At 65.9% G+C, this 22,271-nt stretch carries 26 protein-coding genes; 5 read left to right on the top strand and 21 right to left on the bottom strand.

Features of this window, described 5'->3' with window-relative positions; all coding sequences use genetic code 11:
• Positions 1 to 31: 31 nt before the first annotated feature.
• Both aroB and CAL26_RS26355 read right to left on the bottom strand, forming a co-directional pair.
• Complete coding sequence (aroB, locus tag CAL26_RS26350) at positions 32 to 1,108, bottom strand: 3-dehydroquinate synthase (protein WP_094849567.1); 1,077 nt, start codon at positions 1,106 to 1,108, stop codon at positions 32 to 34.
• Entirely contained in the window at positions 1,105 to 1,602 is a 498-nt protein-coding gene (locus CAL26_RS26355) for a shikimate kinase (protein WP_256988693.1), read from the bottom strand. The genes aroB and CAL26_RS26355 overlap by 4 nt, the downstream gene beginning before the upstream one ends.
• Before the next feature lie 243 nt (positions 1,603 to 1,845).
• Between CAL26_RS26355 and CAL26_RS26360 the strand changes: the two genes are divergently transcribed.
• The gene (locus tag CAL26_RS26360; RefSeq protein WP_094849569.1) at positions 1,846 to 4,281 is read left to right on the top strand and encodes a penicillin-binding protein 1A; all 2,436 of its coding nucleotides are present in this window, start codon (positions 1,846 to 1,848) and stop codon (positions 4,279 to 4,281) included.
• 11 nt (positions 4,282 to 4,292) lie between these two features.
• On the opposite strand, the gene cyaY is transcribed toward CAL26_RS26360, so the two are convergent.
• Entirely contained in the window at positions 4,293 to 4,622 is a 330-nt protein-coding gene (cyaY, locus tag CAL26_RS26365) for an iron donor protein CyaY (protein ID WP_094849570.1), read from the bottom strand.
• 31 nt (positions 4,623 to 4,653) lie between these two features.
• On the opposite strand from cyaY, the gene lptM reads away from it, so the two are divergent.
• Positions 4,654 to 4,881, top strand: a complete 228-nt coding sequence (gene lptM, locus CAL26_RS28770) for an LPS translocon maturation chaperone LptM (RefSeq protein ID WP_143277505.1) — start codon at positions 4,654 to 4,656, stop codon at positions 4,879 to 4,881.
• Complete coding sequence (gene lysA / locus CAL26_RS26370) at positions 4,878 to 6,170, top strand: diaminopimelate decarboxylase (RefSeq protein WP_094849571.1); 1,293 nt, start codon at positions 4,878 to 4,880, stop codon at positions 6,168 to 6,170. Before lptM ends, lysA begins: the two co-directional genes overlap by 4 nt.
• 79 nt (positions 6,171 to 6,249) lie before the next feature.
• On the opposite strand, the gene ccsB is transcribed toward lysA, so the two are convergent.
• The 3 genes from ccsB to CAL26_RS26385 form a co-directional block, all read right to left on the bottom strand.
• The gene (gene ccsB, locus CAL26_RS26375; protein ID WP_094849572.1) at positions 6,250 to 7,590 is read right to left on the bottom strand and encodes a c-type cytochrome biogenesis protein CcsB; all 1,341 of its coding nucleotides are present in this window, start codon (positions 7,588 to 7,590) and stop codon (positions 6,250 to 6,252) included.
• Positions 7,591 to 7,600: 10 nt separating this feature from the next.
• Positions 7,601 to 9,604, bottom strand: a complete 2,004-nt coding sequence (locus CAL26_RS26380; protein WP_094850102.1) for a cytochrome c biogenesis protein ResB — start codon at positions 9,602 to 9,604, stop codon at positions 7,601 to 7,603.
• 255 nt (positions 9,605 to 9,859) lie between these two features.
• Complete coding sequence (locus tag CAL26_RS26385) at positions 9,860 to 10,561, bottom strand: c-type cytochrome (RefSeq protein ID WP_179283489.1); 702 nt, start codon at positions 10,559 to 10,561, stop codon at positions 9,860 to 9,862.
• Positions 10,562 to 10,773: 212 nt separating this feature from the next.
• On the opposite strand from CAL26_RS26385, the gene yihA reads away from it, so the two are divergent.
• Entirely contained in the window at positions 10,774 to 11,397 is a 624-nt protein-coding gene (gene yihA, locus CAL26_RS26390; RefSeq protein ID WP_094849573.1) for a ribosome biogenesis GTP-binding protein YihA/YsxC, read from the top strand.
• Positions 11,394 to 12,407 (top strand): porphobilinogen synthase, encoded by a 1,014-nt coding sequence (gene hemB, locus CAL26_RS26395; RefSeq protein WP_094849574.1) that lies wholly within the window; start codon positions 11,394 to 11,396, stop codon positions 12,405 to 12,407. The genes yihA and hemB overlap by 4 nt, the downstream gene beginning before the upstream one ends.
• Positions 12,408 to 12,462: 55 nt before the next feature.
• Here hemB and dsbD read toward each other — a convergent pair whose 3' ends face one another.
• From dsbD to rplF, 15 genes are all read right to left on the bottom strand, one after another.
• Positions 12,463 to 14,691 carry a protein-disulfide reductase DsbD gene (gene dsbD / locus CAL26_RS26405; RefSeq protein ID WP_179283490.1) on the bottom strand — a complete coding sequence of 743 codons (2,229 nt, stop codon included), beginning with the start codon at positions 14,689 to 14,691 and terminating at the stop codon, positions 12,463 to 12,465.
• Between the two features lie 11 nt (positions 14,692 to 14,702).
• Positions 14,703 to 15,050 (bottom strand): divalent-cation tolerance protein CutA, encoded by a 348-nt coding sequence (gene cutA, locus CAL26_RS26410; RefSeq protein WP_094849575.1) that lies wholly within the window; start codon positions 15,048 to 15,050, stop codon positions 14,703 to 14,705.
• Positions 15,051 to 15,122: 72 nt separating this feature from the next.
• Entirely contained in the window at positions 15,123 to 15,515 is a 393-nt protein-coding gene (rplQ, locus tag CAL26_RS26415; protein ID WP_086067510.1) for a 50S ribosomal protein L17, read from the bottom strand.
• 341 nt (positions 15,516 to 15,856) lie between these two features.
• Positions 15,857 to 16,843: a DNA-directed RNA polymerase subunit alpha gene (locus CAL26_RS26420; RefSeq protein WP_086067511.1), complete on the bottom strand. Its 987-nt coding sequence runs from the start codon at positions 16,841 to 16,843 to the stop codon at positions 15,857 to 15,859.
• Between the two features lie 153 nt (positions 16,844 to 16,996).
• On the bottom strand, positions 16,997 to 17,620 hold the full coding sequence (rpsD, locus tag CAL26_RS26425) for a 30S ribosomal protein S4 (protein WP_094849576.1): 624 nt from the start codon (positions 17,618 to 17,620) through the stop codon (positions 16,997 to 16,999).
• 11 nt (positions 17,621 to 17,631) lie between these two features.
• On the bottom strand, positions 17,632 to 18,033 hold the full coding sequence (gene rpsK / locus CAL26_RS26430; RefSeq protein WP_086067513.1) for a 30S ribosomal protein S11: 402 nt from the start codon (positions 18,031 to 18,033) through the stop codon (positions 17,632 to 17,634).
• Positions 18,034 to 18,048: 15 nt separating this feature from the next.
• A complete protein-coding gene (rpsM, locus tag CAL26_RS26435; RefSeq protein WP_066357338.1) occupies positions 18,049 to 18,414 on the bottom strand; it encodes a 30S ribosomal protein S13 in 366 nt (121 codons plus the stop codon).
• Between the two features lie 39 nt (positions 18,415 to 18,453).
• Entirely contained in the window at positions 18,454 to 18,567 is a 114-nt protein-coding gene (rpmJ, locus tag CAL26_RS26440; protein WP_066357345.1) for a 50S ribosomal protein L36, read from the bottom strand.
• 34 nt (positions 18,568 to 18,601) lie between these two features.
• On the bottom strand, positions 18,602 to 18,820 hold the full coding sequence (gene infA / locus CAL26_RS26445) for a translation initiation factor IF-1 (RefSeq protein WP_086067514.1): 219 nt from the start codon (positions 18,818 to 18,820) through the stop codon (positions 18,602 to 18,604).
• Positions 18,821 to 18,828: 8 nt separating this feature from the next.
• Positions 18,829 to 20,160: a preprotein translocase subunit SecY gene (gene secY / locus CAL26_RS26450; protein WP_086067515.1), complete on the bottom strand. Its 1,332-nt coding sequence runs from the start codon at positions 20,158 to 20,160 to the stop codon at positions 18,829 to 18,831.
• Positions 20,161 to 20,170: 10 nt separating this feature from the next.
• The gene (rplO, locus tag CAL26_RS26455; protein ID WP_094849577.1) at positions 20,171 to 20,611 is read right to left on the bottom strand and encodes a 50S ribosomal protein L15; all 441 of its coding nucleotides are present in this window, start codon (positions 20,609 to 20,611) and stop codon (positions 20,171 to 20,173) included.
• Positions 20,612 to 20,620: 9 nt separating this feature from the next.
• A complete protein-coding gene (rpmD, locus tag CAL26_RS26460; protein WP_066357352.1) occupies positions 20,621 to 20,806 on the bottom strand; it encodes a 50S ribosomal protein L30 in 186 nt (61 codons plus the stop codon).
• A gap of 3 nt (positions 20,807 to 20,809) precedes the next feature.
• Positions 20,810 to 21,331, bottom strand: a complete 522-nt coding sequence (gene rpsE / locus CAL26_RS26465) for a 30S ribosomal protein S5 (RefSeq protein WP_094844399.1) — start codon at positions 21,329 to 21,331, stop codon at positions 20,810 to 20,812.
• A 15-nt stretch (positions 21,332 to 21,346) separates the two neighbouring features.
• Positions 21,347 to 21,712, bottom strand: coding sequence for a 50S ribosomal protein L18 (gene rplR / locus CAL26_RS26470; RefSeq protein ID WP_086067517.1), 366 nt, complete (start codon positions 21,710 to 21,712; stop codon positions 21,347 to 21,349).
• A 21-nt stretch (positions 21,713 to 21,733) separates the two neighbouring features.
• Positions 21,734 to 22,267: a 50S ribosomal protein L6 gene (gene rplF, locus CAL26_RS26475; RefSeq protein ID WP_086067518.1), complete on the bottom strand. Its 534-nt coding sequence runs from the start codon at positions 22,265 to 22,267 to the stop codon at positions 21,734 to 21,736.
• Between the last annotated feature and the right edge of the window lie 4 nt (positions 22,268 to 22,271).

The raw sequence follows: 22,271 nt of genomic DNA on the forward strand, positions 1-22,271 counted from the left end.
TTCCTGTCTATCGGACCATCGCCGGAAGGGTTCAGGCGACGGTGCGTTCCAGCACCCGGAGCACGGCGTCCCGCGGCGCGCCCTGGATGATGGCCTGGCCGATACGTGGCGTCAGGACGAAACGGATCTCGCCGCCTTCCGCCTTTTTGTCCACCCGCATCAGGGACAGCCAGCGTTCCGCGCCCAGGTCCGGCGCCGTGGTGGGACAGCCGATGGCCTCGACCAGTTTCCGGACGCGCGCCACGTCGGCCCGCGGCAGGCCGGCGACCTCGGCGGACAGTTCGGCGGCCTGCACCATGCCGCAGCCGACGGCCTCGCCGTGCAGCCAGGCGCCATAGCCCAGCCCCGATTCGATCGCATGGCCGAAGGTATGGCCCAGGTTCAGAATCGCGCGCAGGCCCGATTCGCGCTCGTCCTGGCCCACCACCTTGGCCTTGAGTTCGCAGGACACCTGGATGGCATGCCCGAGCACCTCGCGGTCCAGCGCCCGCAGCCGCGCGGCGTTGGCTTCGCACCAGGCCCAGAATTCGGCGTCCAGGATCATGCCGTACTTGATGACTTCCGCCAGCCCGGCCGAGACCTCGCGCGCCGGCAGCGTCGCCAGCACGTCGGTATCGATTTCGACGGCGACCGGCTGGTGGAAGGCCCCGATCATGTTCTTGCCCAGGGGATGATTCACCCCGGTCTTGCCGCCGACGGATGAATCCACCTGCGCCAGCAGCGTGGTGGGCACCTGCACGAAACGGATGCCCCGCATGTACACCGCCGCGGCGAAGCCGGTCATGTCGCCGATCACGCCGCCGCCCAGGGCGACCAGCACGGAACGGCGATCGAAGCCCTGCGACAGCAGGACGTCGAAGATCTGGTTCAGCGTGGCGCTGTCCTTGTGCTCTTCGCCATCCGGCAGGTCGATGCGCACCACCTTGCGCGCCGTCCTGGCCAGCGCGCGTTCCGCCCGTTCGGCGTACAGCGCGGCCACCGTCGGATTGGTGACGAGGGCGATCGCGGTGGCATTGGGCGGGATGGCCTCATCCAGATGGTCGAGCCGGCCGGGCGCGATGCGGATGGGATAGCGGGCGCCCGGGACGGCGACGTCGACGACTTTCATGCTTGCTTCTCGTAGGCTTGCAGCTTGGGCGCCAGTTGCTTGACCAGCGTGCTGACGGGGACGCAGCCGGTTTCGATGATCAGGTGCGCGACCTCCCGGTACAGGGGTTCGCGGCGGGCCAGCAGGTCGCGCAGGGTGCCACGGGGATCGGCGGTGGCCAGCAGCGGGCGGTTCTTGTCGCGGCAGGTGCGGCGGTAAAGCTCATCCACGCTGGCGCGCAGGTAGACGACGATGCCGTGCTCGCGCAGCACGGCGCGGTTCTCGGCGGACAGGATGGCGCCGCCGCCGGTGGCCAGCACGATGCCGCGCCGGGCGGCGCAATGCGCCAGCGCGGCGGCTTCGCGCTTGCGGAATCCCGCCTCGCCTTCGATCTCGAAGATGACCGGCACGCGCACGCCGCAGCGGGATTCCAGTTCGTGGTCCAGGTCGACGAAGTCGCGGCCCAGCACCCGCGCCAGCGAACGCCCGATCGTGGTCTTGCCCGCGCCCATCATGCCGACCAGGAAGATCGGCGTGTCATACGGCAGGCTCAGGCGCGGTGCCGCGCCCGGCACGGCGCAGGTCTCGGATTCGGTTTCGACGGCCGGCGTGGCGGCCGTGCAATCGGGTGGGGACGCGTTCATAAGACGTATTATCCCATTCGGATCAGTTGCCCGCGCGCCACACTGAACAACGCTGTTACAGAAACCACACACGCGGCAGGGATGGCCGGCCCGCTTCCCCGTAAAATCGCGGCGATGAGTAAGCCCCAGACGCCTTCTTCCAAGAACGAAAAGCCCGATTCGAGCGGCTCCCCCTTTGTCCGTTTTTTCTTCAAGCTGGGCATTTTCTGCGCCGGCCTGGTCGGTTGCGGCCTGCTGCTGGGCGGCATGGCGCTGGCCCTGGCCTGGCCCAACCTGCCCGACCTGCACGCGATGACGGACTATCGTCCGCGCATCCCGCTGCGGGTCTTCACCGCGGACAAGGTGCTCATCGGCGAATTCGGCGAGGAGCGCCGCAACGTATTGCGCTTCAACGAAATCCCCGACGTCATGAAGTCGGCGGTGCTCGCCGCCGAGGACGACCGCTTCTACCAGCACGGCGGCATCGACTGGACCGGCGTGGTCCGCGCCGGGCTGACCAACCTGGTCAACATGTCGAAGTCCCAGGGCGCCAGCACCATCACCATGCAGGTGGCCCGCAACTTCTACCTGTCGTCGGAAAAGACCTATACCCGCAAGTTCTACGAACTGCTGCTGACGTTCAAGATCGAGGCCAGCCTCAGCAAGGACCAGATCCTCGAGCTGTACATGAACCAGATCTATCTGGGGCATCGCGCCTACGGGTTCGCCGCCGCTTCGCGCACGTATTTCGGCAAGCCGCTGTCGCAGATCACGCCGGCCGAAGCCGCGATGCTGGCGGGCATCCCCAAGGCGCCGTCGCGCTTCAATCCGATCTCGAACCTGCCGCGCGCCGAACTGCGCCAGCATTACGTGCTGGGCCGCATGCGCAGCCTGGGCTACCTGACCGATCCCGAATACAAGGAATCGATGGCCCAGCCCATCGTCATCAAGTCGGCCGAAGGCACGCCGGCGGGTGGCTACTCCATCCACGGCGAGTACGTGGCCGAACTGGCGCGCCAGCTTTTGTTCGGCGTCTACCAGGACAACGTGTATTCGCGCGGCATCAACATCTACACCACCGTCCAGTCAAAGGACCAGGAAGCGGCCTACCGCGCGGTGCGTGACGGCGTGCTGGACTACACCCGCCGCGCGCCTTATCCGGGCCCGGAAGCCCAGCTCGACCTGCCCGCCGGCGTGGAAAAAGACCCGCAAGCCCTGGACGACGTGCTCGACGGCGTGCTGGACAAGTATTCGGACAGCGACGACCTGCTGGTCGCGCTGGTGCTGTCGGCCAGCCCCACGGAAATCAAGGTGGCGCGCAGCTCGCGCGAGATCATCACCATCAACGACAAGAAAGTCCTGGCGGTCGTCGCCCGCGCGCTGAACCCCAAGGCCAAGGACGACCAGCGCCTGCGCCGCGGCTCCGTGGTCTACATCCACAAGATCGGCCCGGACGATTGGGAAGTCCTGAACATGCCGTCAGTGCAGGCCGCCTTCGTTTCGCTGTCGCCGCAGGACGGCGGTATCCGCTCCATGGTCGGCGGCTTCGATTTCTACCGGGGCAATTTCAACCGCGTGACGCAGGCATGGCGCCAGCCGGGCTCCAACATCAAGCCGTTCATCTATTCCGCGGCCCTGGAACGCGGCCTGACGCCGGCCACCCAGATTTCCGACCAACCCTTTGCGATGAGCGCCGCCCAGACCGGTTCCAAGGCCTGGACGCCGAAAAATTACGGCAACGAGTACGAACCCATGCTGACCATGCGGCAGGGCCTGTACAAGTCCAAGAACATGGTGTCCATCCGCATCCTGCAGGCCATCGGCCCGCAGTACGGGCAGGATTACCTGACGCGCTTCGGCTTCGACAAGTCGCGCCAGCCCGCGGTGCTGCCCCTGGCGCTGGGCGCCGGCTCCGTCACCCCGCTGCAGCTGGCCGGCGCGTACTCGGTGTTCGCCAACGGCGGCTATCGCATCACGCCCTATCTGATCGACCGCGTCACCGACGGCAGCGGCAAGGTCATCATGCAATCCAAGCCGCTGGTCGCGGGCGATTCCGCCGCGCGCGCCATCGATCCCCGCACCGCCTTCGTCATGGACGACATGCTGCGCGGCGTGGCGACCTACGGCACCGCCGCCCGTGCCCGGGTGGTCCTGAAGCGCAACGACATCGCCGGCAAGACGGGCACGACCAACGAATCCGTGGACGCCTGGTTCTCCGGCTATACCCCCAGCCTGGAAGCCACCGCCTGGCTGGGCTACGACCAGCCCAAGTCGCTGGGTTCGCGCGAAACCGGCGGCGGCGCCGCGCTGCCGATCTGGCTGAGTTATATGCAGGAAATGCTGAAAGGCGTGCCGGAACAGAAACAGCGCCCGCGGCCGGATGGCCTGCTGGTGGAAAACGGCGAGTTCTATTTCTCCGAATTCCCGCCGGGACAGGCGGTGGCCCGCCTGGGCCTGCCAGCGCCGGGCTCGGACAGCCTGGGCGACCTGTTGAACACGCTGCGCTCGGCCAACGCCGACAACCGGCCCTCCGGGACCAGTTTCGGCGAAGGCTCCCTGCCGGTGCAGTAGGTGCGGTAGCCCTACACCTGGACGGTGATCGGCGCCCCTGCCGCTTCTGAACAGATCTGCGACAGGGCGTCATGCAGCGGCGGCCCGCCGCGCGTATCCAGCCAGTGCTGGCCGTCGTAGCGGTAATGGAAGCCCCCGCTACGGGCCGCCACCCACAGTTCCTGCATGGCGGCCTGGCTGTTGACGACCACGTGCGTGTCGTCCTCGAAAACCAGGGTCAATACATTGCCGCTGCGGTTGGCCTCGACGTCGACGTCCAGCGAAGCCGCCCAGTCATCGGCCTGGCTTTCGATACGGTCGAGCACCTGCTCCGCCAACGCAAGAAATTCGGTTTCGTTCATAATCCAGTCTGCAAGAATTACGGAGTTCCCAGTGTCCCACCCGGCATACCGCCGTACCGCTCTGCGCATTGTAGCCACGCTGGGCGTAGCCGCATCGCTGGCGGCCTGCGGCTATAAGGGCCCGCTCATGCTGCCGTCTCAGGCCCCCGCGCTGAAGCCGCCCCCCAAGGTTATCGCACCCCTGGACTTCAGCGCCGCTTCCGGCGTCCGCCTGGGCACCGCGCTTCCCGATTTCCCGCCGTCCGCCACCCAACGATGAACGCTTCCATTTCCGCGCCGGCGCAGCCGGCCGGCTACCCGCATTTCCACTATCGCGACGGCGCCCTGTACGCAGAAGACGTGCCGCTGCAGTTGCTGGCCGACCGCCTCGGCACGCCGCTCTACGTCTATTCGCGCGCCGCGCTGCGGGCCGCCTGGGAATCCTTCCGCGTCGCCATCGGCGACCGCGACGTCCTGGTGTGCTACGGCATGAAGGCGAATTCCAACCTGGCGGTACTGAAGGAATTCGCCCGCCTGGGCGCCGGCTTCGACATCGTGTCCGGCGGCGAACTGCAGCGGGTCCTGGCCGTCGGCGCCGATCCGGCCAAAATCGTGTTCTCCGGCGTGGGCAAGCAGGCCTGGGAGATGCGCAAGGCGCTGGAAGCCGACGTCAAGTGCTTCAACGTGGAATCGGAAGCCGAACTCCACCTGCTGTCGGATGTGGCGACGTCCATGGGCCGGACCGCCCGTGTGTCCCTGCGCGTGAATCCGGACGTGGACGCCGGCACCCATCCGTATATCTCGACCGGCCTGAAGGAAAACAAATTCGGCATCGCCATCGCGGATGCCCCGCGGGTGTACCAGGCGGCCGTGTCCCTGCCTGGACTGGTGGTGACGGGCGTGGACTGCCATATCGGTTCGCAGATCACCGACGTCGCGCCCTATCTGGACGCGCTGGACAAGCTGCTCGACCTGATCGACGGCCTGGCGGCGGCCGGCATCCGCATCGAGCACCTGGACCTGGGCGGCGGCCTGGGCATCCGCTACACGGATGAAACCCCGCTGCGGCCGGCGGCGCTGCTGGACCGGGTCTACGCGCGCCTGGACGCACGCGGCCTGGGCCATCTGAAACTGGTCATGGAGCCGGGCCGCTCCCTGGTCGGCAACGCGGGCGTGCTGCTGACCACCGTGCAGTTCCTCAAGCACGCCGAAGCGCGCAACTTCGCCATCGTCGACGCGGCCATGAACGACCTGATCCGGCCCACGCTGTACGACGCCTGGCATGGCGTGCTGCCGGTCCAGCCGCGTGGCGGGGCCACGCAGGAATACGACGTGGTGGGGCCCGTGTGCGAAAGCGGCGACTGGCTGGCCAAGCAACGCGCGCTGGCGGTGGAACGGGGCGACGTCCTGGCCATCGAATCCGCCGGCGCCTACGGCATGGTCATGGCGGGCAACTACAACACCCGCCCGCGCCCCGCCGAAGTCATGGTCGACGGCGCGCAATTCCACGTGATCCGCCAACGCGAAACGGTGGAAGACCTGATGCGCGGCGAAACCACCCTGCCATAAGAAGAAACCGCGCGCCGGACTCGATGTCCGGACGCGCGGTGGCGAACCTTTCCGTCCTGGCGGGAAGCCCCCGCCAGACCTACAGCTGACCGTAGGAATGCAGGCCGGACAGGAACATGTTCACGCCCAGGAAGGCGAAGCCGGTGATCAGCAAGCCCACCAGCGCCCAATACGCCGCCATCGCGCCGCGCAGGCCCTTGATCAGCCGCATGTGCAGCCAGGCGGCATAGTTCAGCCAGACGATCAGGGCCCAGGTTTCCTTGGGGTCCCACTGCCAGTAAGCGCCCCAGGCATCCGCGGCCCACAGCGCGCCCAGGATGGTCGCCACCGTGAAGAACGCGAACCCGACGGTGATCGCGCGATACATGATGTCGTCCAGCACCGCCAGCGGCGGCAAGGCCGCGGCCACCCGGCGGCGACCCACCAGGATGGCCCCCACGATGACGGCGCCCAGGCCGAAATACGTCATCCACGCCGCCGACAGCCCCTTGGTGCGGAACACCATGGGCTCCACGCACAGCAGCACGCCCAGCACGAACAGGGGCGCCAGCTTGCGCCATGACGTGGTCTCGCCGTTTTCCTTCACCAGGTAGGCGAAGCCGACCATGGCCGACAGCGAGAACGTGCCGTAGCCGATGAAATTGGCCGGCACGTGCAGCTTCATCCACCAGCTTTTCAATGCCGGCACCAGCGGCTGGATCTGCGCGGCGTCGCGCGTGAAGGCGTACCACAGCAGGAACATCACCGCCGACGAGATCACCAGCAGCACGAAGCCGCCCAGCGCCCGCGTGGCGTACCGTCGTTCGTAGTACAGGTAGAACAACGCCGTGATCAGCGAGAACAGCACGAAGACTTCGTACAGGTTGCTGACCGGAATATGGCCCAGGTCCGGGCCCATCAGATGGCTCTCGCGCCAGCGCACCAGCATGCCCGTGACCCCGGCGAACACGGCGCCCCAGGTCAGCGCCGTACCCAGCCAGGCCGCCGTGGGACTGAACAATCCGAGCCAGTAGGACACCGTCGCCAGCACGAACAGGGCCGACATCCACAGGATGGCCGACTGCGACGACAGCAGGTACTTGAGGAAGAACACCTCTTCGGCGCGCGCCAGGTCATGGCCGTACAGCATGACCGCCAGCCCGCTGGCCAGCGCCACCGCGACCATCAACCGGCGCAGCGGACGCCACAGCCAGCCCAGCCACGTCAGCACCAGCACGGCGCCGCTCAGGATGACCTTCTCGTAATAGTCCATGGACCCGGCAAAGCGGGTCAGCGCATAGCCGGCGCCGGTGGCCAGCAGCAGGAAGAACACGGCGTCGGTCCAGTCGGGACGGCCGCGCCGCAGGCGCGCGTCACCGCTTTCGGCGATGCCTTCCTGCCAGAGATTGTCGTGCGAGGGGGAAACTGCGGTTTCGGACATGACTAGCACCTCACTGCTTCAGGCGCAGCAGCGCCTCTTTGAGCCGCTCGAACTCTCGGTGAAAGTCGAGTGTACGCCGCTGCGATGTCATGGCGGCGTGCACGGCGCTGCCGCGGCCGTCCGGCCCGGGCGTCACCCAGATCCAGACGCGGCGGTCGCGGATATAGAACATGCTGAAGACACCCAGTATCAGCAGCAGGCAGCCGACGTACACGGCCTGCTTGCCCGGCGTGCGGCTGACCTGGAACACGCTGGCCTGCACCTGCTTGAAGTCCGCCAGGGTGAAGAACACCGGCGCCGGATACATCGCCAGGTCGGACAGCGCCGCCACGGCCACCCGCGACCAGACCGCGGCGCGTTCGCCGGCTTCGCCTTCGGTCGGCAGCGGCGGCAGGCCGGCGCGCTCGCGCTCCATGACGCGCAGTTCGGCCACGCTCGCGCCGATCAGGCGCACGACGATGTCGGCGGCGCGTTCCAGCTCGGATGCCGGGGCATTGCTTTGCAGGAAGTTCGCCACGGCCTGCAGGCCGCCGTCGGAAAACGTGTGCAGCGCCCGTTCCGCCGCCGTCTCCAGGGGCTGGCGGTCGCTGCCCGGCGGGGCATTCTTTTCGGCGAAGCGGCGCGCGGCCTCCGCGCGCGCTTGCGGGTCGGCCAGCAAGGCGCGCAGGCGCATGAATTCGGCGACCGAATTGTCGTCGTCCGCCGGCAGGCGCAGGTAGCGATAGTTCTCGTTGGCGTTGTTGCGCACGCCCGCCAGGAAGACCGGGAAACCGTCCAGCTGCACGGGCAGCATGTAGTTGCGGAATTCGTGCGACTGGCCGCTGGCGTCGACCAGGCGGTATTCGACCGCCGGCCCGACGTTGCGCAGGTTCGCGTTGGCCTTGCCGGCGGCGCTGCCCGCCACCGATGCGACGTTCTGCGCGAAGTCGCGCGCCGGCTTGGGCGTGCCGCCGGACAGGTCTTCCACATTGATGGGACGCAGCGCGGTGACGTCCACCTTCAGGTCGCGCGCCTCGGCCGGCGCGTCCTTGCCGGTCTCGGCACTCTTGCCCACCGTGCCCGAAACATCGAAGGTGGCGGCGTCGCTGCCCCGCAGCGGATAGCCATGCAGCTTCACCGTGCTGCCGCCGTCGTCGAAGCTGGACTGGTACACCGTCACGCCCTTGAAGCGCAGCGGTTCGTTGACCTCGATGGTCTTGTCGAAGGTCTTGCCGGTATCGGGATCGCGCACCTCGACTTCGCTGGCGAAGCGGCTGGGCATGCCGGTCGAGTAGTAGTCGACGATGAACTTCTTCAGCGTCAAGGTGAACGGGATGGGCTGCACCAGCGCGCCGTCGCCCACCATGACGACGGCATTGTTGGCGCGTCCGCCTTCCGGCACCATCATGCTGGAGCGGAAGCTGGGATTGTTCATGGACAGCCGGCCGCTGGGCGGCACATCGCTGATCAGCATGTTTTCGACGATGGGCTTCTTGCCGCCCAGCCAGACCTGCGCGCGCACCGCCAGCTCGCTGTCCAGCAGGCCGCCCACGCAGATCACGATCAGCGCCGTGTGCGCGAAGATATAACCCAGGCGGTTGGCGCTGCCTTTCTTGCCGGCGAGCAGCACGCCGTCGCCATCCTGGCGCTCCTTCACGGCGTAGCCCAGCGACTTCATCAGCTGGCGCGTACGGCCCAGCGTATCGGCCGCCGCGGCGCCGCTGTCGAATTCCACCCGCTGCGGAAACGCGCGCAGGCTGGACAGGCGTATGTATTCGCGGAACGACACCGCGTCGCGCAGCATCTTGGGCGCGTTGCGCGTCAGGCAGATCCCGGTGGACACCACCAGGAAAGTCATGATCAGCAGGAACCACCAGCTGTTATAGACGTGCCAGAGCGAAAACTTGTCGAACACCGCGTACCAGAACGGCCCGAACTGATCGATGTAGGCGGAAGACGCCTGGTTCTGCACCAGCACCGTGCCGACGATGCTGGCGACGCAGATGAACATCAGCAGGCTGACCGCGAAACGCATGGAGCCCATGAGCTCCACGAAGTCCGCGGGCAGGTTGCGCAGGGTCGGGCGGGGGGAAGGCGGATTCTGATGCATCGGAAAAAGGGGCCCCTGAGGCAGCCGGGCGACGATCCGCCAGGACGTGGGACCAGTCAGCCTGGCCGGCGGGCCCGGGCAACGGGCGCAACGGCGAGGCCCGGGGCAAGGACATGGCGCGGACGTAGCACTACGGACAATACAGCCTCCGCGCTGACGCGCCGATGACAGCCGGCGCCGTCAGCGCAGGCCGGCCGCGTAGTCGGAGACCGCCTTGATGTCGTCGGCCGTCAGGCGGCTGGCGATTTCGTGCATGGGCTCGCTGTTGTTGCGGCTGCCGTCCTGGAAGAGTTTCAGCTGTTCCTCGATATAGGAGGGAAACTGCCCCGACAGGCGCGGATACTGCGCCGGAATGCCGGCGGCATTGGCGGAGTGGCAGGCCGCGCAGGCGGGAACGTTGCGATCGGGCAGCCCGCCGCGCCAGATGGTCTGGCCGCGCTCGATCAGCGATTTCTGGCCGGCGGTGGCGGGTTCCTTCAATTGCTGCTGCGACAGGTACAGCGCAATGTTCTGCATGTCCTGCGGCGTCAGCGACTGCACGATGGCGGTCATCGGCGTCGGATTGCCGCCCGCGCCGTTGCGCACCGGCGCCTTGGCGCCCTGCTTCAGCTGGAAATCGCCCAACTGCTTGGCCAGGTATTCGTGCGACTGGGCCGCCAGATTGGGATTGGTGGGGATGGTGCTGTTGCCGGCGGCGCCGTGACAGCTGGCACAGGCGATGATGCCGCGGGCCTGGTCGCCGTTGGTGTAGAGCTGTTCGCCCTTGGCCGCATCCGGCTTGGCGGCGGGGGCCGCAGCTTCGGCCGCGAAAACAGGAGAAATGGCGGCCGAACCCAAAACCAATCCGCCCACAACCAACATCCGGGACAGCACACGCTTCATGAAAACCTCGACGTTCGCAGCATCGACTCACGGCGCTGATACGCGCCGATTATGATTTGCCTATGTTTTCCATTCGCCTGCCCAGACCTGCCGGTATACCCCGAGTTCTGTGATGCGACGCGGCGTGCTACACCGGTAGCGGACTGACGCCCACCCTTGCAAACGCCGGATTATACAATAGGGCTCGTACCCCTCTCCGCACCCCCGTCCCCGTGTCCCTTCTGCATCGCGCCTCGTTCTTCACCTCGGCAGCCCGCCTCGACCAGCTGCCCGCCCCCGGCGCGCCCGAAGTCTGCTTCGTCGGCCGCTCCAACGCCGGCAAGTCCACGGCCATCAACGTGCTGACCAACCAGCGCCGCCTGGCCTTCTCCAGCAAGACGCCGGGCCGCACGCGCCTGATCAATATGTTCGGCCTGCCCGATCCCTACGACCCGGACCACCCGATGGGTTTCCTGGTCGACCTGCCGGGCTATGGCTATGCCGCCATCAGCCAGAGCGAACGGGATAAATGGGCGGAGCTGCTGGGCGGCTACCTGGCCACGCGCGCGTCGCTGGTCGGCGTCGTGCTGCTGATCGACATCCGGCGCGGCGTGACCGACCTGGACCGCCGGCTGGCCGATTTCATCGCGCCGACCGGCCGCCCGGTGCTGGCCCTGCTCACCAAGGCCGACAAGCTGCCTTACGGCCAGCGCATGCGCACGGTCTTCACGGTGCGCAAGGATCTGGCGGACATCGGCGCCCTGCATACCGTGCCGTTTTCCGCGCCCGACCGCATCGGCCTGGAAGAAGCGGGCGAGCACATCGAAAACTGGATTTCTCCCAAGGTAGCACCATGAACCACCACATCGTATCGGCGGGCTTCCCCGCGTCCCGCCCCCGCCGCCTGCGCCGCGACGATTTCACCCGCCGCCTGGTGCGCGAAAACGTCCTCACCCCGAACGACCTGATCTATCCCGTCTTCGTCACGGAAGGCCGGGGCCTGCGCCAGGACGTGCCGTCGATGCCGGGTGTGGTGCGCCATTCGCTCGATACCCTGCTGCCGGTGGCCGAGACCTGCATGGAACTGGGCATTCCGGTCATGGCGCTGTTTCCCGTCATCGACAGCGCGCTGAAGACGCCGGACGGCATCGAGGCGGCCAATCCCGATGGCCTGGTGCCGCGCGTGGTCGGCGAGATCAAGAAGCGCTTTCCCGAGCTGGGCGTGCTGACGGACGTCGCGCTGGACCCGTACACCAGCCACGGCCAGGACGGCCTGATCGACGAATCCGGCTACGTGCTGAACGAGCCCACCGTGGAAATCCTGGTCAAGCAGGCGCTGGTGCAGTCGCAGGCCGGCGTCGACATCGTCGCGCCCAGCGACATGATGGATGGCCGCATCGGCGCCATCCGCCAGGCCCTGGAAGACGCCCAGCACATCCATACCCGCATCATGGCGTATTCGGCCAAGTACGCCAGCGCGTTCTACGGCCCGTTCCGCGACGCGGTCGGTTCGGCCGCGAACCTCGGCAAGTCCAACAAGGCCGTCTACCAGATGGACCCGGGCAACCTCGACGAGGCCCTGCGCGAAGTCGCGGCCGACCTGGCCGAAGGCGCCGACATGGTGATGGTCAAGCCCGGCATGCCCTATCTGGACGTCGTGCGGCGGGTCAAGGACGCCTTCCGCGTGCCGACCTTCGCCTATCAGGTCAGCGGCGAATACGCCATGCTCAAGGCCGCCGCGGCGAACGGCTGGCTGGACCACGACAAGGTCATGATGGAAGCGCTGCTGTCGTTCAAGCGGGCCGGCGCCGATGGCATCCTGACCTACTTCGCCATCGACGCGGCACGGCTGATGAAGGGGCGCTGAGCGCCGCGGCGCAACGGGACGCGGATCACCGCACCACAGATCACCGCACCACGGGTCAACGCGCCGCAACGCGGTCCAGCGACTCCGTGAACCTGGCGGCGTCCTGGAAGCCGATCACGCGGATATCGGCCAGCTCGCGGCCGCCGGCATCGAAGAACATGATGCCCGGCGGGCCGAACAGCTTGAAGCGCTTCAGCAAGGCGCGATCGTCGGCATTGTTGGCCGTCACGTCCGCGCGCAACAGCAGCATGCCGCCCATGCGCGTGGCCACCGCCGGGTCGCTGAAAGTGAACTGTTCCATTTCACGGCAGGACACGCACCAGTCCGCGTAGAAATCCAGCATCACGGGCCGTCCGGCGCCCGCAACCGCGGCGTCGAGCTCGGCCAGCGACCGGACGGGGACGAAATGCAGGCTCTCGCCCGCCAGGGCGCCTGGCCGCGCGCCGGCCGCACCGCCCTGGCCGGCAGCCGCCGCGGCGCCCGGCGGCCCAGCCAACGTGCTACCCGACGCGCCACCCGGCGTGCCACCCAGGCTTCCGCCCAACGTACCACCTGCCGCCAACCTTGGCCCCGCGACAGGACCGCCCGCCGCCAGGTGCGCCAGCGGGTGCAATACGTCGCGTCCGCCGCTGGCGGCGCCCACCAGCATCACGACCGCCAGCAGCGCCAGCATCAGGCCGGCGCCCTTCGCGAACATGCGTCCCGTCCCGCCCGCGGCCGGCAGCGGCTCGAAAGCGCGCAGCATGACGGCGCCGATCAGGCCCAACAACGCCCAGCCGACCATCTGCAGCCACACCGGCAGCAGCGGGATCAACATCCACCACGCGGTACCCAGCAGCAGCATGCCGAAGAAACGCTTGACGCCCTCCATCCACGCGCCGGCCCTGGGCAGCAGGCTGCCCGCCGAACCGCCGACCACCAGCAAGGGCACGCCCATGCCCCAGGCCATGGCGAACAAGGCCGCCGCGCCCAGGCCAACGTCGCCGGTCTGCGAGATATAAAGCAGCGCGCCCGCCAGGGGCGCCGCCACGCAGGGCCCGACGATCAAGGCCGATACCGCGCCCATCACGAACGCGCCGGTGCCGCGGCCGCCCGGCACGCGGGACAACAGATTGTTCAATCCGGTCTGCATGCCGCCGGGCACCTGCAGGGTGAACACGTCGAACATCGCCAGGGCCAGCAGCGCCAGCAGCGCCGCGAACAGGCCCAGTATCCAGGGCGTCTGCAGCCAGGCCGCCAGCCCGATGCCGCTCAGGCCGGCCGCGACGCCCAGCGCCGTATAGACCAGGGACATGCCCAGCACGTAGGCGGCCGCCAGGGCCAGCCCGCGGCCCCGGCCCGGCCTGTGCTGCCCGCCGGCGCCCACGACCACGGATGACAGGATGGGGATCATGGGCAGCACGCAGGGCGTCAACGAAAGCAGCACGCCCAGCAGGAAGAAAACGCCCGCGGTCTTCAGCAGGCCCAGGCCGGCGATCGCGCCCGCAAGGCCGACATCGTCGCTGCGCGTCAGCGCCGTCAGCCCGCCGCCCGGTTGCGCACTGCCCGGTTGCGCACCGCCCGGTTGGGCACCGCCCGGTTGGGCACCGCCCGTTTGTGCGCTGCCGGGTTGTGCGGCTTCCGGTTGTGCGATCCCGGCGGTGCTTCCATCCTGGCCCGCCGATACGGCGCCCGCCAGGGCGCCGCCCAGCGACGGCGCCGCCGAAAACCCCGCGCCCGCCGCGATGGCGCCCGGCTCCGCGGTCCCGGTCGCCGTGATCCGATAACCGCCCTGTACCGGCTGCAGCGACACGGTATGCACCATCGGCGGGTAGCAGACGCCCTTGTCGGCGCAGCCCTGCCCCGTCACGTTCAAGGTGAACGCCCCGCCCCCGGGCCGCAGCGGCACCCGTATCGACAAGGGCTGGTGATAGACCTCCATATTCTTGTCGAAGGTCGGGTCGTATTTCACTTCGCCGGCGGGAAACACCGGGTCGCCCAGGGTCGCGGCACCAACGGGCGCGACGTCGAACGCGAAGCGCTCGCGGTACATGTAGTAGCCCTTGGCCACCTTGTAGTCGATGCGCAGCGTGTCCGGGCCGTCCATGGCGGCGGCGAACGGGAACGCCTGTTCCGGCGCCAGGAAATCATCGGCGGCGAGCGCCACCGGCATGGCCAGCGCCAGCCAGGCGACAAACAGGACCGCCAGCGCCAATACCGCGCGCAGCACCCGAAGACCCGATGGATCGGGTGCGCCGGGGGCCGTCAGCGGCGCTGCGGCGAATTCAGCCTGCGATATCGGCATGTCGTATCCACTCAACCGGCCGCGGCGCCATCACGCGGCGCGGTCTGCTCGCGCACCCAGTCGCGATACGGCACGGCACTGGCCGCGACGGGGATGGCGACGATTTCCGGAACCTCGTAGGGGTGCATGCGGGCGATGGCCTGCATCAGCGCATCGAGCCGTCCTGCGGTGGTCTTGAACGTCATGGGCACCTCCTCCGCGCCTTCCACTACGCCTTGCCATGTGTAGATGGACAGCATGGGCGCGCCCAGGTTCACGCAGGCGGCCAGGCCGTCCTCCACCACCACATGGGCGATCCGCTTGGCCAGCAGGAGGTCGGGCGCGTTGCTGATCACCAGCATCAGGTCTTGGTCGTTCATTGTCGCCTCCATCCTCAAAAAACAAAAAGCGAGCCCAGGGGCTCGCTTTTCGCCGATGAAATACCGCTGGTGTTACTCAGCGCTGCCTTCTTCGGTTTCCGCGACTTCCGGACGGTCGACCAGCTCCATGAAAGCCATGGGAGCATTGTCGCCCTGGCGGAAGCCCATCTTCAGCACGCGGGTATAGCCGCCGTTGCGGGACGCGTAGCGCGGACCGATTTCGGCGAACAGCTTGACCACGGCGTCGCGATCGCGCAGGCGGGCGAATGCCAGCCGCTTGTTCGCCAACGTGGGCTCCTTGCCCAGGGTGATCAGGGGTTCGATGACCCGGCGCAGTTCTTTCGCCTTGGGCAGCGTGGTCTTGATCGCTTCGTGGGTGATCAACGAAACGGCCATGTTGCGGAACATGGCAAGACGGTGACTGCTGGTGCGGTTGAGCTTGCGCAAACCATTACCGTGACGCATGACAACTTCCTTTTGAATCTAATGGCAGCCTCGCGGCCGCCGGGTTATCCGGATCTTCTATCGGCATGCAACCATGCCGCGGTCCGGTAGTAAAAAGATCAAACACTAAATACAGGTGCCTCCCGACCCGGAACGCCGCGGATCCGGCTTTGCCGGTCCGCCAGCGTTGCCCCCTTGAGGGGGAAGCGCACAGCGCTTCGGGGGTGGGCCTTCCCTCCGGTCCGCCAGCGTTGCCCCCTGGAGGGGGAAGCGCGTCAGCGCTTCGGGGGTGGGCCTTCCCTCCGGTCCGCCAGCGTTGCCCCCTTGAGGGGGAAGCGCACAGCGCTTCGGGGGTGGGCCTACTACGGCCGTTCCAGGCCGAGGGGCGGCCAGTTTTCCAGCTTCATGCCCAGCGTCAGGCCGCGTGCGGCCAGCACTTCCTTGATTTCGTTCAGGGACTTGCGGCCCAGGTTCGGCGTCTTCAGCAGCTCGTTTTCCGTGCGCTGGATCAGGTCGCCGATGTAGTAGATGTTTTCGGCCTTCAGGCAGTTCGCCGAACGCACCGTCAGCTCCAGGTCGTCGACCGGGCGCAGCAGCACCGGGTCGATCTGCGGCGTGCCGCGGACCGGCGCTTCGTACGAGTCGCCCGCGCCTTCCAGCGCCGCGAACACCGAGATCTGGTCCATCAGGATACGAGCCGCCTGGCGCACCGCTTCCTCGGGCGAAATCACGCCGTTGGTTTCGATATCCAGCACCAGCTTGTCCAGGTCGGTACGCTGTTCGACACGCGCGCTTTCCACGGCATAGCTGACGCGGCGCACGGGGCTGAACGAGGCGTCCAGGACGATCCGGCCGATGGTGTGCGTACGGTCTTCCGACAGCGCGCGCACGTTGCCCGGCACATAGCCGCGCCCCTTCTCGACCTTGACCTGCATTTCGATCTTGCCGGCTTCGGTCAGGTGGCACAGCACGTGGTTCGGGTTGACGATCTCGACGTCGTGCGGCAGTTCGATGTCGCTGGCCAGCACCGGGCCTTCGCCCTGCTTGCGCAGCACCAGAGTGACTTCGTCGCGATTGTGCAGCTTGAAGACCACGCCCTTCAGGTTCAGCAGGATGTCCACGACATCTTCGCGCACGCCCGCGATGGTCGAGTACTCGTGCACGACGCCGGTCATCTGGACTTCCGTCGGCGCATAGCCCGTCATCGACGACAGCAGGATGCGACGCAGGGCGTTACCCAGCGTATGACCGTAACCGCGCTCGAAGGGCTCCATGACGATCTTGGCATGGTGCGTCCCGACGGGCTCGACTTCGATGGAGCGCGGCTTCAAAAAACCTTGAGTGGACATTTACTCGTTTCCTTTTCAATACCCTCGGCTCGTTACACCGATAAGGCTGATGGAAGTACAAAAACTCGCCAACCCGCAACGCCCGGAGGGGGCATTGCGGGTTGGCAAGCGGCAAAAATGTATAGCGGCGCCGCGTTGCCGCGGCGCGTGGCATCAACGCGAATACAGTTCGACGACCATCGATTCGTTGACGTCGCGAGCAACGTCAGCGCGGTCCGGCGCCTGCTTGAAGACACCCGACATCTTGCTGGTGTCGACTTCGACCCACTGGGGCAGGCCGATGCTGGTGGCCAGGTCCAGGGATTCGCGGATACGGCCTTGCTTCTTGGCCTTTTCGCGCACGGAGATCACGTCACCGGACTTGACCAGCATCGAAGCGATGTCGGCGGTGTGGCCGTTCAGTTCGATGGCGCGGTGGCTGACCAGTTGGCGCGCTTCGGCGCGCGTGGAGCCGAAGCCCATGCGGTAGACGACGTTGTCCAGGCGCGATTCCAGCAGCTGGATCAGCTTTTCGCCGGTGTTGCCGCGCACGCGGTCGGCTTCCTGGAAGTACTTGCGGAACTGCTTTTCCAGCACGCCGTACATACGCTTCAGCTTCTGCTTTTCACGCAGCTGCAGACCGTAGTCGGAGGTACGGGCACCCGAAGTGCGGCCATGCTGACCGGGCTTGGAATCCAGCTTGCACTTGGAATCCAGCGAACGGCGGGCGCTCTTCAGGAACAGGTCGGTGCCCTCGCGCCGCGAGAGCTTGCATTTGGGTCCAATATAACGAGCCATTAGGATTCCCCTTAAATACGACGACGCTTCGGCGGACGGCAGCCGTTGTGCGGAACGGGCGTGATATCGGCGATGCTCGAGATCTTGATGCCCAACGCGTTCAGCGCACGAACCGACGACTCACGGCCGGGACCAGGGCCCTTGATGCGGACTTCCAGCGTCTTGATGCCGTATTCCAGAGCCACGCGGCCAGCCGTTTCGGCGGCAACCTGAGCCGCGAACGGCGTCGACTTGCGCGAACCCTTGAAGCCTGCGCCACCCGAGGTCGCCCAGGACAAGGCATTGCCCTGGCGATCGGTGATGGTGATGATGGTGTTGTTGAAGGACGCGTGGACGTGCGCAATGCCGTCCGAAACGTTCTTCTTGATCTTTTTGCGCACGCGCGAGGCGCCGCTGGTGGAAGCTTTCGCCATAATCCTGTTCCTCGATTATTTCTTCAGGGACGCCGCAGCACGACGCGGACCCTTGCGGGTACGGGCGTTGGTGCGGGTGCGCTGGCCGCGCACGGGCAAACCGCGCTTATGACGCATGCCACGATAGGTGCCCAGGTCGATCAGACGCTTGATCGACAGTTGCACTTCGCGGCGCAGATCGCCTTCGACGGTAAACACACCGACGTGTTCGCGGATACGCTCCAGCTCGGCGTCGGTAAGATCCTTGACCTTCTTGGTCGTGGGCACATTAGCAGCTTCGCAAATCTTGCGGGCGCGCGTACGACCAATGCCAAAAATGGCGGTCAGGCCGATCTCGGCGTGCTGATGCGGCGGAATGTTGATGCCAGCAATACGGGCCATGACTGTTCCTTGAATATTCTATGCGTGGAGGCCGAGCGATCAGCCCTGACGCTGCTTGTGCCGCGGGTCGGTGCAGATGACGCGCACCACGCCGTGACGTTTGATGATTTTGCAGTTGCGGCAGATCCGCTTAACCGATGCCAATACTTTCATGGGTGACTCCCTGTTATTCCGTAAACCCGTCCGCCTACTTCGCGCGGAACACGATCCTGGCCCGCGTCAGGTCATAGGGCGTGAGCTCCACTGTGACCTTGTCGCCCGGCAGGATCCGGATGTAATGCATACGCATCTTGCCGGAAATATGGCCCAGCACCACATGGCCGTTTTCGAGCTTGACGCGGAATGTCGCGTTGGGAAGGTTCTCCAGAACCTCGCCCTGCATCTGTATGACGTCGTCCTTTGCCATTCTCTTCGCTAACGCATAGGCAGGTTCGAATTCGAGCCCTTGAAGTTGGCCTTCTTGAGCAATGAATCGTACTGGTGGGACATCATGTAGGCCTGAACCTGAGCCATGAAATCCATCGTCACCACGACAATAATCAACAGCGAGGTGCCGCCAAAGTAGAACGGCACGTTCCAACGCATGACCAGAAATTCAGGGAACAGGCACACCACGGTGATGTACAAAGCTCCCGCCAGCGTCAGGCGCATCAATATCTTGTCGATATAGCGCGCGGTCTGTTCGCCGGGACGGATACCAGGGACAAAGGCTCCGCTTTTCTTCAGGTTGTCTGCAGTTTCGCGGCTGTTGAACACCAGGGCCGTATAGAAAAAGCAGAAGAAAATGATCGCGGCCGAATACAGCGTGATGTACAGCGGCTGACGCGGCGACAACGCGGCGGCCAGGTCACCCAGCCAACGCATGTGCTGGCTGCTGGAGAACCAGCTGGTGATGGTCGCCGGGAACAGGATGATCGACGAAGCGAAGATCGGCGGAATCACGCCCGCCATGTTCAGCTTCAGCGGCAGGTGCGAGCTCTGGCCACCGTAGATCTTGTTCCCGACCTGGCGCTTGGCGTAGTTCACCGTAATCTTGCGCTGGCCGCGTTCCACGAACACCACGAAGGCCGTCACCACGATCACCAGGGCGACGATGAACAGCGCCGACAGCACCGACATCGAGTTCGTCCGCACCAGGTCCAGCAAGCCGGCCAGCGCGTTCGGCAACCCCGCCACGATACCGGCGAAGATCAGGATCGAAATCCCGTTCCCCAGCCCGCGTTCGGTGATCTGCTCGCCCAGCCACATGATGAACATGGTGCCGGTCAGCAGGGTGACCACCGTCGTGAAGCGGAACAGCATGCCAGGATCCGTCACCAGACCAGGCTGCGACTCCAGCGCCACCGAAATACCCACCGCCTGCACCAGCGCCAGCACGACCGTGCCATAACGCGTGTACTGCGTGATCTTGCGACGACCCGCCTCGCCTTCCTTCTTCAGCGCTTCCAGCGATGGGACGACCACCGACATCAGCTGCATGATGATGGATGCCGAGATGTACGGCATGATCCCCAGCGCGAAGATGGAGAACCGCGACAGTGCTCCGCCGGAGAACATGTTGAACAGGCCCAGGATCCCGCCCTGGTTCTGCCGGAACAGATCAGCCAGCGCGTCCGGGTTGATGCCCGGAACGGGGATGTGGGTGCCCAGGCGATAGACCACCAGTGCGAGCACGAGGAATACGAAACGGCGCTTCAGATCGCCGTATCGCGGTCCGGTCTTGCCCAGTGCCTGTGCGTTAGCCACTGATCACCTCTCAGGCGAGCGAGCCGCCCGCGGCTTCGATGGCGGCGCGAGCGCCGGCCGTCGCGGTAATGCCTTTCAGCACGACCTTGCGCGACAGTTCGCCAGACTTGATGACCTTGGCATAACGAACCTGCTGGCCAACCACGCCGGCCTGCTTCAGCACCTGGACGTCGATTTCGTCGACGGGCACTTTCTGCAGGTCGGACAGGCGGACCTCGGCGTACAGGTGCTGACCCAGGGGCGTGAAGCCACGCTTGGGCAGGCGACGCTGCAGCGGCATCTGACCGCCTTCGAAACCGACCTTGTGGAAGCCGCCCGAACGCGATTTCTGACCTTTGTGGCCACGGCCGGCCGTCTTGCCCAGGCCGGAACCGATGCCACGGCCGACACGGCGCTTGGCATGCTTGGAGCCCTCGGCGGGCTGCAGCGTGTTGAGTTGAATTTCAGACATCGCGATTCCTTAGACTTCCGTAACGGTGACCAGGTAATCCACAGTACGGATCATCCCGCGCACCTCGGGCGTATCTTGCAGGACGCGCGAGCTATTGATACGGCGCAGGCCCAGGCCGCGCACGGTGTCGCGGTGGGATTGCTTGGTACCGATAACCGAGCGCACCAGGGTGACTTTGATCTGCTTCTGAGCCATGACTTACCCCAGGATCTCTTCGACGGTCTTGCCACGCTTGGCGGCAACTTCCGACGGCGTCATGGAAGCGCGCAGGCCATTCAGCGTGGCGCGAACCATGTTGTAAGGATTGCTGGAACCCAGGCTCTTGGCGACGATGTTGCGCACGCCCATCACTTCGAAGACGGCGCGCATCGGGCCGCCGGCGATCACGCCGGTACCTTCGGGAGCCGGGGAAATCATCACGGTGGCGGCGCCATGCTTGCCGATCACCTTGTGATACAGGGTACCGTTCTTCAGGGCAACCTTGAACAGGCCGCGGCGGGCCTGTTCCATCGCCTTCTGGACGGACACCGGCACTTCACGCGCCTTGCCCTTACCCATGCCGATGCGGCCATCGCCGTCACCGACCACGGTCAGCGCGGCGAAGCTCATCGTGCGACCGCCCTTGACCACTTTGCTGACGCGGTTCACCGCGATCATCTTTTCGCGCAGGCCGTCGTCGTTCTCTTTTTCCACGGCGCCTTTGCCTTGTGGTTTAGCCATTTGACTGATCCTCGCTTAGAACTTGAGGCCGGCTTCACGCGCGGCATCGGCCAGCGCCTTCACGCGGCCATGGTAACGGAAGCCCGAGCGATCGAAGGCGACCAGCTCGATGCCGGCGGCCTTGGCTTTCTCGGCCACGCGCTTGCCCACCAGCTCGGCGGCGGCCTTGTTGCCGCCACGTCCGGTCTGGCCGGCGAGCTGGTTGCGCACTTCGGCTTCCAACGTGGAAGCGCTGACCAGCACGCGGTCGCCTTCCGGAGAAATGATGTTCGCGTAGATGTGCAGGTTCGAGCGGAAGATCGACAGGCGATGAACGCGCAGTTCGGTGATCTTCCGGCGGGTCGGAACCGCACGACGCAAACGGGAGGTTTTCTTGTCCATGATTCGTCCTTGCGTGCGCCGTTACTTCTTCTTGGTTTCTTTGATGATGACGCGCTCATCCGCATAACGCACACCCTTGCCCTTGTAGGGCTCGGGCTTGCGATAGGCGCGGATCTTCGCGGCCTGTTGGCCCACTTCCTGCAGATTGGCGCCCGCGACGATGATTTCCGTCGGCGTGGGGCACTTCGCGGAGACACCCTTGGGCAGCTTGTGCTCGATGTCGTGGGAGAAACCAAGTTGCAGCTTGACGACGTCGCCTTGCACTTGAGCGCGGTAACCCACGCCAACCAGGTTCAGCTTGCGCTCGAAACCCTTGCTGACGCCGGTAACCATATTGGCGACCAGAGCGCGCACCGTGCCGGACATGGCGTTGGCATGGCGGCCGTCGTTCGCGGCGACGAAGGTCAACTTGCCTTCATCCAGCTTGACGACGACGTCGCCCGTCAGCGCTTGTTCCAGCGTGCCCAGCGGGCCCTTGACGGTGATCTGGTCTTCCTTCAACGTCACTTCGACGTTCTTCGGCACTTCGACCGGGTATTTGGCTATACGTGACATGCGA

The sequence above is a fragment of the Bordetella genomosp. 9 genome (assembly GCF_002261425.1).
Taxonomy (GTDB): Bacteria; Pseudomonadota; Gammaproteobacteria; order Burkholderiales; family Burkholderiaceae_B; genus Bordetella_C.

Excerpts from the sequence above, each read along its gene's own strand:
- aroB (WP_094849567.1), bottom strand. The coding sequence starts at position 1,108 with ATGAAAGTCGTCGACGTCGCCGTCCCGGGCGCCCGCTATCCCATCCGC.
- CAL26_RS26355 (WP_256988693.1), bottom strand. The coding sequence starts at position 1,602 with ATGATGGGCGCGGGCAAGACCACGATCGGGCGTTCGCTGGCGCGGGTG.
- CAL26_RS26360 (WP_094849569.1), top strand. The coding sequence starts at position 1,846 with ATGAGTAAGCCCCAGACGCCTTCTTCCAAGAACGAAAAGCCCGATTCG.
- cyaY (WP_094849570.1), bottom strand. The coding sequence starts at position 4,622 with ATGAACGAAACCGAATTTCTTGCGTTGGCGGAGCAGGTGCTCGACCGT.
- lysA (WP_094849571.1), top strand. The coding sequence starts at position 4,878 with ATGAACGCTTCCATTTCCGCGCCGGCGCAGCCGGCCGGCTACCCGCAT.
- ccsB (WP_094849572.1), bottom strand. The coding sequence starts at position 7,590 with ATGTCCGAAACCGCAGTTTCCCCCTCGCACGACAATCTCTGGCAGGAA.
- CAL26_RS26380 (WP_094850102.1), bottom strand. The coding sequence starts at position 9,604 with ATGCGTTTCGCGGTCAGCCTGCTGATGTTCATCTGCGTCGCCAGCATC.
- CAL26_RS26385 (WP_179283489.1), bottom strand. The coding sequence starts at position 10,561 with ATGAAGCGTGTGCTGTCCCGGATGTTGGTTGTGGGCGGATTGGTTTTG.
- hemB (WP_094849574.1), top strand. The coding sequence starts at position 11,394 with ATGAACCACCACATCGTATCGGCGGGCTTCCCCGCGTCCCGCCCCCGC.
- dsbD (WP_179283490.1), bottom strand. The coding sequence starts at position 14,691 with ATGCCGATATCGCAGGCTGAATTCGCCGCAGCGCCGCTGACGGCCCCC.
- cutA (WP_094849575.1), bottom strand. The coding sequence starts at position 15,050 with ATGAACGACCAAGACCTGATGCTGGTGATCAGCAACGCGCCCGACCTC.
- rplQ (WP_086067510.1), bottom strand. The coding sequence starts at position 15,515 with ATGCGTCACGGTAATGGTTTGCGCAAGCTCAACCGCACCAGCAGTCAC.
- CAL26_RS26420 (WP_086067511.1), bottom strand. The coding sequence starts at position 16,843 with ATGTCCACTCAAGGTTTTTTGAAGCCGCGCTCCATCGAAGTCGAGCCC.
- rpsD (WP_094849576.1), bottom strand. The coding sequence starts at position 17,620 with ATGGCTCGTTATATTGGACCCAAATGCAAGCTCTCGCGGCGCGAGGGC.
- rpsK (WP_086067513.1), bottom strand. The coding sequence starts at position 18,033 with ATGGCGAAAGCTTCCACCAGCGGCGCCTCGCGCGTGCGCAAAAAGATC.
- rpsM (WP_066357338.1), bottom strand. The coding sequence starts at position 18,414 with ATGGCCCGTATTGCTGGCATCAACATTCCGCCGCATCAGCACGCCGAG.
- rpmJ (WP_066357345.1), bottom strand. The coding sequence starts at position 18,567 with ATGAAAGTATTGGCATCGGTTAAGCGGATCTGCCGCAACTGCAAAATC.
- infA (WP_086067514.1), bottom strand. The coding sequence starts at position 18,820 with ATGGCAAAGGACGACGTCATACAGATGCAGGGCGAGGTTCTGGAGAAC.
- rplO (WP_094849577.1), bottom strand. The coding sequence starts at position 20,611 with ATGTCTGAAATTCAACTCAACACGCTGCAGCCCGCCGAGGGCTCCAAG.
- rpmD (WP_066357352.1), bottom strand. The coding sequence starts at position 20,806 with ATGGCTCAGAAGCAGATCAAAGTCACCCTGGTGCGCTCGGTTATCGGT.
- rpsE (WP_094844399.1), bottom strand. The coding sequence starts at position 21,331 with ATGGCTAAACCACAAGGCAAAGGCGCCGTGGAAAAAGAGAACGACGAC.
- rplR (WP_086067517.1), bottom strand. The coding sequence starts at position 21,712 with ATGGACAAGAAAACCTCCCGTTTGCGTCGTGCGGTTCCGACCCGCCGG.
- rplF (WP_086067518.1), bottom strand. The coding sequence starts at position 22,267 with ATGTCACGTATAGCCAAATACCCGGTCGAAGTGCCGAAGAACGTCGAA.